Below are 11962 nucleotides of genomic sequence, written 5' to 3'. Positions count from 1 at the left end.
GCTCCGGATTGAGTTGCTGGCGAGATCTTTACGTCATTCCACTATGGAAAAAAGTGCTTCTATGCGGCATAATTGGAAACGAATTGAAGATCATTATTCTACAATAGGGGCACAGCCATGGAATCCGCCGATCTGCAGGGCATTGTCGCCTTCGTTCAAACGATCGAAGCCGGCAGCTTCACCAGTGCGGGAGAACGGCTGCGCGTGACGAAATCGGCGGTCGGCAAATCGATCGCACAGCTGGAGCATCGGCTTGGGGTGCGTCTGCTCAATCGCACCACCCGCAGCCTGAGCCCGACAAGCGAAGGCCTCAGCTACTACGAAGCCTGCGTCAGGGCGCTGTCCGAAATCGAAGCCGCCCAGTCGCTGCTTGCCTCGCACCGGCAGGTGCCCTCGGGCCGGCTTCGGGTCGATTTGCCGTCGGCCTTCGGCCAGCGCTGCGTTGCCCCAGTTTTGTTCGACATTTCCAAGCGCTTCCCCGATCTGGCGATGGAGATCTCCTTCAACGACCGTCGCGTCGATCTCATCGAAGAAGGCATCGACCTGGCAGTTCGCATGGGCGAGCTCGACGACAGCCTGTCGCTCGCGGCGCGGCGGCTCTATGTCCAACGCTCGTGCGTATTGGCCGCCCCCGCCTACCTCGAGGAGCACGGCAGGCCGCGAACGATCGAGGAGCTCGCCGCTCATAAGCTGATCGGCTACACCCGTAACGGCGTCGCCCATCCCTGGACCATAAGGCACGCCGACGGCCAAATCGGAAAGTTCACACCGCGGGCAAGGCTGGTCCTCGACAATGGCGAGCCGATGCTCGACGCCGCCCTTGCCGGCTGTGGCATCACCTTCCTGCCGACATGGTTGGCGGCGGACAGCCTCAGGAGCGGTGCGCTCGAAATGGTGCTGTCGGACCGCCTCGTCGAAAACATTGCCGTCCACGCCGTTTGGCCGGTGACGCGAGCAGTGACGCCGAAGGTCCGCGTCGTCGTCGATGCGCTGGTCGAGCATTTTTCGGCGCCGCCCTGGGATGCCGCCTGACGGGGCCGCATGCGCTGTCATCTTCCTGAAAACGGCTGCTGACTATTTTCCAATCCAGCACGGCAATGCTATTGACCCCTGATGCTATATGTTGAAATCGCCACCGTGGTCGTCCTCATCTGCGTGAACGGCCTTCTGGCAATGTCCGAGCTTGCCATCGTCTCGTCGCGGCCGGCCCGCCTCAAGGCAATGATCGATCGCGAGGTCAAGGGCGCCGGCCGGGCGCTTGCGCTTGGCTCCAACCCCGGCAAGTTCCTGTCCTCGGTGCAGATCGGCATCACCCTGGTCGGCGTGCTGTCCGGCGCCTTTTCCGGCGCCACGCTCGGCGAAAGGCTGGCGCAGTTCCTGGCCTCGAACGGCATCCGCGAAAACATCGCCGATCCGCTCGGCGTCGGCATCGTCGTGGCCGTCATCACCTATGCCTCGCTGATCATCGGTGAGCTCGTGCCCAAGCAGATCGCACTGCGCGATCCCGAGCGGGTCGCCGTGCGGGCTGCCCCGGCCATGACCGTCCTCGCCACCGTCTCGGCGCCGCTGGTCTTCCTGCTCGATATTTCGGGCCGGGCCGTGCTTTGGTTGCTCGGCCAGCGCGGCGAAAGCGAGGAGAAGGTCACCGACGAGGAGATCAAGATGCTGGTCGCCGAGGCCGAGCATCACGGCACCATCGAATCCGACGAGCGCCGCATGATCGCCGGCGTCATGCGGCTTGGCGACCGCGCCGTGCGCGCCGTCATGACGCCGCGCACCGAGGTCGACTGGATGAACCTCCAGTCCGACGATGCCACCATCCGCAAGCTCCTGATGGATACGCAGCATTCGCGCTTGCCCGCCGGCGACGGCGGCGTCGACGCCATGATCGGTGTCGTCCAGACACGTGATGTGCTGGCGGCATTGCTGGGCGGCCGCGCGCTCGACCCGCGTCGGCACGTGCGCACCGCGCCCATCGTGCACGATCAGGCCGACGCGCTCGACGTGCTGCAGACGCTGAAGGAATCCGACGTGCCGATGGCGCTGGTGCACGACGAATACGGCCATTTCGAAGGCATCGTCACCCCCGCCGACATCCTGGAGGCCATCACCGGTGTCTTCCGTTCCGACCTCGAAGCCGGCGAGGAGGAGAATGCCGTCAAGCGCGACGACGGCTCATGGCTGCTTGCCGGCTATATGCAGGCCGACGAGATGGCCGAGGTGCTGGGCATCGACCTGCCGGAAAACCGCGACTACGAGACCGTCGCCGGCTATGTGCTGTCACACATGCACCATCTGCCGGCGACCGGCGAATGCGTCGACGCGCAAGGGTGGCGCTTCGAGGTGGTCGATCTCGACGGCCGCCGCATCGACAAGCTGATCGCCACGCGCCTGCCCAGCGGCCACCGCGAAGTGGTGCGCTGACTTTTCCAACGTTGCCTCGGGCCAAGAGCGGCCATGGGCATCGGCCGATCGATCTACCGGTCCGCGCCTACTGCTCCGTGAAGGCGCGGGCGAACGAATCGAGCATCGGCCGCGCGAGATATTCCAGGAAAGTCCGGTCGCCAGTGCTGATGAACGCCTCGACCGGCGTCCCGGGATAGAGCTGTTCGGGCTTCACGCGGGATGGCAGGGCGTCGATCTTCAGCTTCGCCCGGAAATAGGGTTCACGCGTAGCCTCGTCGATCAGCCGATCCGCGGAAATCTGTGTCACGGTGGCTGGAACCTCGGGCGTGAGCCGCGTGTTCAAGGCGGACAATCGCAGTTTCGCCGGCTGGCCGACGCGCACCTGATCGATGTCCTTCGGCCGCAGCTTCGCGTCGACGACCAATCCCGATGCCGTCGGCAGGATCTCCATGATCTTTTCGCCCGGGGCAACTACGCTGCCCTTGGAATTGTAGGTCGACGACACCACGATGCCCGCTGCCGGCGCCTTGATTGTCGTGCGCCGCAGCACCGCCGCGGCCGCCCTGATCTGTTCCTCGACGTCGGCCAGGTTGGAGCGAACCTCGTCCAGCTTCGTCAGCGCCTCCTCCACCCGTTGCGTGGTCAAGCGCTCGGTCTGCTCCTGCGCCTCGACGATCTGGGTGCTGGCCGATGCAAGACTGGCCTCCAGCGCTCCCGCCTGGCCGACGAGGTCGGCTTCGCTGCGCAGAAGCTGGGAGTATTCGGTGCGGTTGGTCAGGCCTTTGTCCAAAAGGCTGGTCTTGATGCCGAGCTCCTTCTTCACTACCTCGACCTGCTGCTGGATGGCTTGTTTCTGGGCGTCCAATCCCACGACGGACTGCCGATGCATGACGACCCGCTGCTGGAGGATCGATCGTTCCGACCGGAACCGGGCGAGCCTGGCGTCGAACTCCTTCTGCTGTTCGCGAACCAGCATTTCGAAATCGTGCTGAAGCGGCGCCGGCGCCGCTGTTGTGATCGGCGCCAGCCTGTCCAGCCCGTCCCGCTCCGCCTCCAGCCGCGCCGCACTTGCCCTGAGCGCGATCGACTGCCTCGTCAGCCGGTTGAGCTCGGCCTGCGCGGCGGTTGGATCCAGCACGATCAGATCCTGCGCCTGCCGCACGCGATCGCCTTCGTGGACCAGCAACTCTTGGACGATGCCGCCCTCGGGGTGCTGGATGAGGATGTTCCCGCCCATCGCCGAGATCGTGCCTTGCGTGATCACCGCACCGGACAAGGGGGCATAGGCCGCCCAATAACCGAAGCAACCTGCAAATATCGCTATCGCCGCATAGCCGGCCAATGCCACGCGCCCTGTGTCGGTGCGCGGGCTGCGTTCCCCGGCGAGGCTGTGCACTGCCATCATCTACGATCCAAAGCGGGTTTTTTGCGGGGCACTGCGGATCGTCGTGGCGAACGACCCCGTCACCACCGTATTCTGCTGGGGAGAATTGCCGGCGAGCGGCTGTCGCAGCAAATCGCCGCTCGGGCCGAAGGCTTCGATCACGCCGTCGCGCAGCAGCATCACGCGGTCGCAGGCCGCCGCGATCGAAGGGCGGTGCGTGATCACGATCAAGGTAGTCCCTGCCGCGCGCGCAGCCGAGAGCACCGCTTCGAGCGCCGCCTCGCCGGCGCCGTCGAGATGAGCGTTGGGCTCGTCCAGGACGAGAATTCTGGGGTTGCCGTACAGGGCGCGCGCCAGCCCGATCCTTTGGCGCTCGCCGCCCGACAGCGCCCTGTCAGAGAGACCGATCATCGTCTGGTAGCCGTCGCGCTGCGTCAAAATCAGTTCATGGGCCTGGGCACGCTTTGCCGCCTCGACGATCGAGGCGTCATCCGCGTCGGGGTCGAAGCGGCCGACGTTCTCCGCGATCGATCCCGGGAACAGTTCCACCTCCTGCGCGAGATAGCCGATATGCCTTCCAAGCTGCTTTTCGTCCCAGGTCCTGAGATCGGCACCGTCGATCCTGACCGAGCCGCTGACCGGTTGGAGCGCACCGACAAGCAATCTGGCGAGCGTCGATTTGCCGGCTCCGCTCGGGCCGACGATCGCCACCGCCTCGCAGGCCCCGATGTGGAAATTCAGCCTCTTGACGATGGGCGGACCGCCGGGCGTATTCGGCGCGACGTAGATCAGATCCTGCGCCGAAATCGCGCCTGACGGATCAGGCAAGGCCAGTTTTTGCACCGCGGACGGACGTGCCGAAAGGGTTGCCTCCAGCCGTTTCCACGATCGTCTGGCGTCGACGATCTGCCGCCACGAGCCGATCAGTTGGTCGAGCGGCTGCAGCGCGCGCGACGATACCAGGGAAGACGCGAAGATCATCCCGGCCGTCATCTTGCCTTGCAGGACCAGCCACGCACCCACGCCCAGTATCGCCAGCTGCAGCATCATCCGCACCGCCCGCGACGTTCCGCTGAAGATCGCATTAGCCGTCGACGCGCGGTCGTGAACGATCAGCGCTTCGGCGACGTGCTTTCCCCACGCCCGCGCGGCGTTCTGGACCATGCCCATGGCGCGCAGCGTCTCGGCGTCGCGGGCAAAGGCCTGCTCCGACTGGCTGGCGACCGCCGAACGTCGTGAAAACAAGGCGTCGTTCCTGCCGATGGCAAGCTGGGTTGCCAGGACCAGTGCAAGCAGCATCGCCACGCCAGCCAGGGTGAGCCAGAACAGCACGGGATGGATCAGGTAGAGCAGTCCGAGGAAGAACGGAGCAAACGGCAGGTCGAACAGGACCGCCACGCCGCGCGACCTGATGAAGGCGCATACCGAGGCGAGATCACGCAATGGCGACAGGCCTGCGGAGGCGTGGTCGGCGCCAAGCGAAGCGGCGAACGTCTCCGCCCCGAGCTTGCTGTCGATGCTGGCCGCGACGCGCTGCGTGTAAATGGAGCGCACCGCGTCCAGAAAGCCCAGAAAGACCAGCGCGAGAACCGCGATGACCGACAGGTAGACAAGCGTCTCGACATTGGAGGAAGGCAGGACCCGATCATACACCTGCAACAGATAGAGCGGGATCACCAGCAGCAGGACGTTGATCAGCAACGAGAAAACGCCGACATCGGCGATGGCGCGCCACAAGACCGCCCGCAGACCTGACTGTCCCATCGTTCCCGCGCTCCCTTGGCGGCTCATGTCCCGAGACATCGGCGCTCAGACCGAGTGGTCGCCCGCGACGTCCAGGGGGTGGTGCTGCAGGTCATCCAGCGTATAGGCGCGGATATAGTCGATCTTCATCTCCGCCGGCGTGGCGAGATGGTCGGGAGGCGCGCCGGCAAAACCGCCGATGGCGAGATCGGCCAGCATGTACATGGGCGTGTGCATGTCGGACGGCGTCGCGGCTTCGGCGACCTTTACGCCGTCATAGGTCCAGACGAGCGTATCCGGTGTCCACAGCAGGCCATAGGTATGGAAGCCGTCGGTGTCCGAAACATTCACCGAGGAAGAGACCTTGGTGTGCTGTCCCGTCTCGTTCGTGTGCGCCGTCATGATGAGCGTGTTCGGATCCTGCCCGCGCGCTTCCAGGACGTCCAGTTCCGGCGGCCACGAGCCGTCTTCCGGCAGCAGCCAGAAGGCCGGCCAGGCTCCGGCCGTTTCGGGCAGGTCCGCCCGCATTTCGAAATAGCCGTAGGTTTGCGAGAAGCTTTCGTGGGTCGTCAGGATGCCCGAGGTGTATTCGTAATTGTTGATCAGTGGCTTGATGTCTTCGGGCGCTTGCGCCGCGGTGATGGTGAGCACCCCGTTTTCCACGCTGAACGGGTGGACTGAGCTGGTCGGGCCGTAATTGGCGTCGATGTACCATTGCAGCTCCCCATTGCTGCTCAACGTGCTTCCGTTCGGCGCTCCCCACCAGAAGTTGGAATTCCAGGTGCCATCATGGCCGTTCCAAAGGCTGAGCGTGTTGAAGTCGTCGGAAAAGGACAGCGCCATTCCGGACTTGTCGATCGGCAGTTCGAACTGGCTGGGCGCCAGCTTGTCCACCGTCGTGTTGTTGAACACCAGCACCTCGTCGGATCCGAGGTTCAGCAGAAGGTTCGATCCTGCCTGGGTCATATGTGCCTTGACGTCGTCGAAAGACATGAAGTCGTAGCCATTGAGGCGGACCGTGTCGTCCGCGCCGAAATCGGTGATCAGGTCGCTTCCATTGCCCTTGGTGATGATGAAAGTGTCGGCGCCGCTGCCGCCGATCAGCACGTCGTTGCCCTGACCGCCATCCAGCGTCTGATGGCCCGAGCCACCCTTGATGATGTTGTCCAACGCATTTCCGAACGCATAGCGATTGTTGCCGGTGACGACGAGATTCTCGAAATTGTCGGGGAGCTTGTAGCTCATCCATGTGTCGATCGTGTCGATGCCAGCCCCGGGATCCTCCACCACCTTGTTGTTGGTGGAATAGAGGTGATAGTAGTCATCGCCCGCGCCGCCATAGATGGTGACGTTGACGCTGGCGTCCCCCCAGAAGGAGTCGTTGCCGGAGGTGCCGTGCAATTCCGGCCCGGATCCGGTCGCCGAGAACCAATGGGTGGACGTGCCCGTGTAGGGGAGAGGGATGCCTTTGGCGTTCACGACGGTGCTCATCAGGAAATCCTTTCCTCGCGCCTGTTCAGGTCATTCGAAACGGCAACCGCTTACGGAGCAACGTTGCCATGCACGATGTCGTTCCAGGAGCTTGCCACACAGTTCAGCATTACATCGACTGTTGGGTGACATTTTTCGAAACGAAAGCACTAGAGGCCAAGAAATGGTCTATAAATCGTAATGAAGTCAGTAAAACTTTTAATAAAATTTTCGCTTATACCGAGAAAACGGCGATATACTTGCTGCCACGCCTGGCGTAGGTCACAAAAAAGCGATTCCGGCTTTCTGGCGGGCCGTAACATTGCCGCTCTGGAGCGATGGGCGAATTCGAGGGCTGGCGCATCGAGCGAGGGAACAGGCCTCGGGCCGGCGGCGCAGTGCCTGCTATTTGTCGCAGGGGAACACCGTCAAACCGCGGCTTCGATCGGTTCGGAAAGCTTCGGGTTCGAGCGCGAGGCGATCAGGCAACTGGCCACGATGAGGCCCGCTCCCGCCAGCGTGGTCCAGGTCACCGCCTCGTCGAAGAAGAACCACCCAAGCGCAATCGCCCAGATGAAGGCGGAGTATTCGGTCGGGATCAGATATTGCGCTTCGGCGCGCGCGTAGGCCCAGCTCATCAGGAATTGGCCGGCGAGCGAAAGCGCCGTCACCCCGGCGAGAGGAAGCCAGAACTCGCTTGGCAGCGCAATGGCAAGCCAGGGTGCGGCGAGACCGAGGATGACGGCAACGCAAAGGTTCTGGAACAGCATGATTTCGATCGGCTTGGCCAGCAACGCCTGTTGCCGCGCGAGGATCAGGTTGTAGGCGTAGAACACCGTCGATACCAGCACGGCGGCCGTGCCGAGCAGGGCATCCTCGGCATAGGTCGCATGCCCGAACTGTCCGGCTATTATGATTGCGACGCCGGCAATGCCGGCCAGCGATGCCCAGATCGCCTGTCGCTGTATCCGTTCGCCCAGCAACAGTGCGGCCAGCAGGAGCGCAAACAGCGGCGCCACGAAACTGAGGCCGATCGCCTCCGCCAGCGGCAGCCTGGCAAGCCCCCAGAAGAACGACAGCAAGACAATGCCGACAACAACGGCACGCAGCGCATGCAGCCTCAACACGGAAAGGGCGGGAAATGAACGCGACCCTGCCGACCAGCCGGCGCCCGCGACCACGGTCGCCAGCATGCTGCGCCATAGCACCGTGTTGTAGACGCCCACGGCAATGACCAGAACCTTCATCGCCGCATCCATCCCCGACAGAAGGAAGATGCCGAGCGCGCACACCAGCACCGGGATCATGGGGGAAACGACGCCTGCCAGGCTGGATGACTTCACGGGGCTTTGCTCATGTGATGGATCGCGGCCGGATATATCAGGGCAGAACGGCCGAGCCAGATGGCAGCTCCGCCCATATGGAGGGCCAACCCGTATCGGTCCGGCATCGCGCGAAAGCAACCTTCACAGCTCCACGCCTCAGCCCAGATACGATGCTGAATCCGCTGTCCTGCTCACTTCCGCTGCCCCGAACGCCGATGAAAACAGATGAACTTCCAAGCTTGGCCGGCGTTCCCCGCGCATGATGCGGAAACTCTTCGTGTTTGGTACCTTGAAGAAAGGCTTTCCCCTTCACGGCGAGGGTTTGTCCGAAGCCGCATTTCTGGGCGCCTACAGGACGCGAGAGCGCTTCCCGATGCTGATCGCTGGACCTCGCTTCGCTCCGATGATGTTCAATGAACCAGGCGTCGGCTTCCAGGTCGGCGGCGAACTCTACGCCGTGGACGATCGCGCCTTGGCAAACCTCGACAGGATCGAATCCGTTGGCAAGCCCGGAAATTTGCGCGTGCTGATCGAAGCAGAGCCTGTCGATGGCGGGCCGCCTGTCTCGGCGTATGTCTACAGAAATCCCGGCATCTCGCCGCGCCGATCCACTCCCGATATCTCAAAGACTACAATGATCGGCGCTTCGCGCTTTCATGGGGTGGCTAGAACAACTCCAGGAAACGTGCATGGCGTTTCCCGCCTGGTTCGGCTTTTCTGCGACGCCAAGTGGTTTCACCTCGCCACTGATGCTCCGGCACGTTTTAGCGCCAAGGGATTTTGAGCTAAGGTGACGCATCACCGATGCGGCATAGAGCATTCTCATGACTGAACGTACCGGCGCCGGAGGCAGCAACACGGCAGTCGCAAGCGATCCTGCCGACGACGATCCTCGCCTGGCATTTATCTATCAGGAGGCAGTGCGAGGCCTCAATCATCAGCAGAATCTCGTCGAGAACATGAACGCGCGCGCGGGCAGCCTCATCTTCGCCACCGCGTTTGTAAACTCGTTGCTTGGCGCAAGGGCGCTTTCCGACGGGCTCGGGCTCTGGGATTGGATCGCAGTGGCCCTGCTGTTCGGCATCGGCGGACTGATCGTCTTCCTGCTTTGGCCCTATCACAAATACACGTTCCGCTTCGATCCGGAAGAGCTGCTCCATCACTATGTAGATGGCGACAGGCCGCTGAAGATATCGGCCATGCAGCGCGCGCTTGCCCTTCGCATCAAGGCGGACATGGCCAGCAACTGGCGCATCATCCAGCGGCTTCGGGTAGCATTGCAGATCGCGCTGGTTCTTTTGTTGTTCGATATCCTCGCCTGGCTTTTCGCCGTCGCCGGCGTTTGACACGCACGATTTTGGGCCGAAGGCTATTTCCATCCCCAGCGGATTGCCCGGCAGCCCGACACTAAGGCATCAGCACGACCTTGCCGATCGAGCGGTGCTCTTCGAGCAGGCGATGCGCCTCGCCGGCTTGGTCGAGCGGAAAGCGCCCGCCAGTCGTGACGACAATGTCGCCGCTGGCAGCCAGATCGAAAAGCTCCGAAAGGCTCGCTCTCAGCACTCCAGGGGACAGCAGCGGGAGCAGCGCGAAGCCCTTCAACGACTGATTCCTGCCGATCATCGCCTCAAGCCGGGCAACGCCAAGCGCATAGCGGCCAAGTGCTGCAAACACGAGCTCGCCACCGGGCGCCAGGATATCGAGGAAGTCCCCGGTCATCGCTCCGCCGACGGTGTCATAGATCGTATCGAGACCACCCTGCGCGGCGTCTCTGGTTTCGGCCACCCAGTCTCCGGAATGACGATCGATGGCGATGTCGGCACCATGCGACATGGCGACGTCGAGCTTGGCCTTGCCGCCGGCGAGCCCAATGACCCGGCGCGCGCCTTGGCGCTTCGCCAACTGGACGAGCAGCGAACCGACCCCGCCCGCGGCGGCGGGAACCAAAACCGTCCTGTTCGCCGGCGGACTTTGCCGCAACAGATGAAAGGCGGTCAGCCCCTGCACCATCAACGCCGTCGCCTCCTCGAACGAAAGCGGATCCGGCAGGGGCACTGCCAAGCCTGCGTCGATCGTCACATACTCGGCATAGCCGCCAAAGGGGCGTGTCGAGGCGAACAAAGGCGCCGCGATCCGGGTCCCGACCAGCGTATCGTCCGCCCCTTGCCCGACGGCCTCCACGACCCCCGCCGCCTCGACGCCGGGAACCATCGGCAATTGCGGCGTGACCGCATAACGATCCGCGCGCATCAGCACCTCGAAGAAGTTGATGCCGGCGGCATGAACGCGGATCAGCACCTCGCCGGCCTGCGGCTCCGGTGTCGGCAGGTCGACAGTCTCCAGCACCTCGGGGCCGCCGAAACGGCTGAATTGTGCGGCTTTCATGGCAAACTCCGATCGCTATGGCATCGGCCGCGGTTTGCCACTATCTGCGAGACCTCGACTACACACTCATTTGTCCCCTGCTGACCAGGTGGTGACCATGGCGGGAATAACCAAGAGACTGCCGATGCTGCCGGCGGAGCGCGCCCTGAAAGTGATCGCAGGGCGCTGGAAGGCGGTCATCCTCTACCATCTCTTCGACGGCCCAAGGCGGCTGACCGCACTCAAGGCGCTGATGCCGGGCATCACCCAGAAAGTGCTGATCCAGCAGCTCCGCGAAATGGAGGAGCACGGTCTCGTCAGCCGCGAAATCTTCGCCGAAGTTCCGTCGCGCGTCGAATATTCCGCCACGCCGCTCGGCCTCAGCCTCGAGCCCATCCTGCTGGCGCTGTGCCAATGGGGCCAGCACCACGCCGACGAACTGAACGAAAAGCATCGCCTTGCCGACTGCGTCATCCGGCCACGACCAGGGCGGGACGAGCAAGCAGCCTTTCGCAATTGAAAAGGGCGGCGCAAGCGCCGCCCCACATCCTTGGGAGGATGATTTCGAGGCGGTCAGGCCGCCTTGATTTCCTCGTCTATGGCGTCGGCCTGGCGCGCGGTCTTGAGCGCCTTGGCCCACCAGGCGACGTCGTTGACGAGCGCGGTCGCGGCCTGGTTCAGGTGCTCGATCTCCTCGAGCTTCTTCTCGCCCTGGCGCACCGCGAGGAAATCGCCCCAGGCGATATGGACGGCCGACTTGACCGGCGCCATCTGCAATTCGACCGCGTGGAGGCGCAGCTGCTCGACAGCGCGGGCACCGCCGACGCTGCCATAGCCGACGAAGCCGGCCGGCTTCTTGTTCCATTCATTGGCGGCGTAGTCGATGGCGTTCTTCAGCACGGCCGTCGGGCCGTGATTGTACTCGGCGGCGGTGAAGATGAAGCCGTCATATTCGGCGACCTTCTTCTGCCAGCGCTGCGCCACCTCGTTGGTCGATGGCACCCAGGCGGAGGATGCGACCTCGTCGAAGAAGGGCATCGGGAAATCGCGCAGGTCAACGACATCGACCTCGATATCGGCATGCGATTTGGCGATCTTGGCGATCCATTGGGTGGGCACGTCGGCGAAGCGCGCGGCGCGTGTCGAACCGACGATGATGGCGATCTTGGGTTTGGACATAGGGGCTCTCCTGGTAAGCAATTCCTGGGCAGGTAAGACTGGTATCGTTTGGATACCGGGGCTATATGAGTTCCTGTCAACTTCATGCGCA

Annotated in this window: 11 protein-coding genes; 5 read left to right on the top strand and 6 right to left on the bottom strand. The window is 63.2% G+C overall.

Going from position 1 to position 11962, the window contains the following annotated elements; translation table 11 throughout:
• The first annotated feature begins 117 nt into the window (after positions 1–117).
• On the top strand, positions 118–1032 hold the full coding sequence (locus FJ942_RS06370) for a LysR family transcriptional regulator (RefSeq protein ID WP_140556038.1): 915 nt from the start codon (positions 118–120) through the stop codon (positions 1030–1032).
• 81 nt (positions 1033–1113) lie between these two features.
• Positions 1114–2424 carry a hemolysin family protein gene (locus FJ942_RS06365; RefSeq protein ID WP_140556040.1) on the top strand — a complete coding sequence of 437 codons (1311 nt, stop codon included), beginning with the start codon at positions 1114–1116 and terminating at the stop codon, positions 2422–2424.
• A 67-nt stretch (positions 2425–2491) separates the two neighbouring features.
• Here the strand turns inward: FJ942_RS06365 and FJ942_RS06360 are convergent, their stop codons facing one another.
• The 4 genes from FJ942_RS06360 to FJ942_RS06345 all read right to left on the bottom strand — a co-directional run bounded on the left by FJ942_RS06360 (position 2492) and on the right by FJ942_RS06345 (position 8310).
• Positions 2492–3808, bottom strand: a complete 1317-nt coding sequence (locus tag FJ942_RS06360) for an HlyD family type I secretion periplasmic adaptor subunit (protein ID WP_140897367.1) — start codon at positions 3806–3808, stop codon at positions 2492–2494.
• Positions 3809–3811: 3 nt separating this feature from the next.
• Positions 3812–5554 (bottom strand): type I secretion system permease/ATPase, encoded by a 1743-nt coding sequence (locus tag FJ942_RS06355; protein ID WP_140556043.1) that lies wholly within the window; start codon positions 5552–5554, stop codon positions 3812–3814.
• Positions 5555–5599: 45 nt separating this feature from the next.
• The gene (locus tag FJ942_RS06350) at positions 5600–7024 is read right to left on the bottom strand and encodes a family 16 glycosylhydrolase (RefSeq protein ID WP_140524887.1); all 1425 of its coding nucleotides are present in this window, start codon (positions 7022–7024) and stop codon (positions 5600–5602) included.
• Positions 7025–7431: 407 nt separating this feature from the next.
• Positions 7432–8310: a DMT family transporter gene (locus tag FJ942_RS06345; RefSeq protein ID WP_140524956.1), complete on the bottom strand. Its 879-nt coding sequence runs from the start codon at positions 8308–8310 to the stop codon at positions 7432–7434.
• A 277-nt stretch (positions 8311–8587) separates the two neighbouring features.
• Here FJ942_RS06345 and FJ942_RS06340 point away from each other — a divergent pair, with 277 nt between their 5' ends.
• Together FJ942_RS06340 and FJ942_RS06335 are read left to right on the top strand one after the other, a co-directional pair.
• Positions 8588–9112: a gamma-glutamylcyclotransferase family protein gene (locus FJ942_RS06340; RefSeq protein ID WP_246672626.1), complete on the top strand. Its 525-nt coding sequence runs from the start codon at positions 8588–8590 to the stop codon at positions 9110–9112.
• A gap of 40 nt (positions 9113–9152) precedes the next feature.
• Positions 9153–9674: a hypothetical protein gene (locus FJ942_RS06335; protein ID WP_181165213.1), complete on the top strand. Its 522-nt coding sequence runs from the start codon at positions 9153–9155 to the stop codon at positions 9672–9674.
• 61 nt (positions 9675–9735) lie between these two features.
• Here the strand turns inward: FJ942_RS06335 and FJ942_RS06330 are convergent, their stop codons facing one another.
• Positions 9736–10713 carry a zinc-binding dehydrogenase gene (locus FJ942_RS06330; protein WP_140728563.1) on the bottom strand — a complete coding sequence of 326 codons (978 nt, stop codon included), beginning with the start codon at positions 10711–10713 and terminating at the stop codon, positions 9736–9738.
• Positions 10714–10810: 97 nt separating this feature from the next.
• On the opposite strand from FJ942_RS06330, the gene FJ942_RS06325 reads away from it, so the two are divergent.
• Positions 10811–11212: a helix-turn-helix domain-containing protein gene (locus FJ942_RS06325; protein WP_140495976.1), complete on the top strand. Its 402-nt coding sequence runs from the start codon at positions 10811–10813 to the stop codon at positions 11210–11212.
• Between the two features lie 53 nt (positions 11213–11265).
• Here FJ942_RS06325 and FJ942_RS06320 read toward each other — a convergent pair whose 3' ends face one another.
• The gene (locus tag FJ942_RS06320; protein WP_140495977.1) at positions 11266–11871 is read right to left on the bottom strand and encodes an NADPH-dependent FMN reductase; all 606 of its coding nucleotides are present in this window, start codon (positions 11869–11871) and stop codon (positions 11266–11268) included.
• Between the last annotated feature and the right edge of the window lie 91 nt (positions 11872–11962).

Source organism: Mesorhizobium sp. B2-4-2 (assembly GCF_006442845.1).
In the GTDB taxonomy this organism is placed as follows: Bacteria; Pseudomonadota; Alphaproteobacteria; order Rhizobiales; family Rhizobiaceae; genus Mesorhizobium.
Note: the sequence above shows the minus strand (reverse complement) of the source record. Positions and strands in the feature narration are given on the sequence as shown.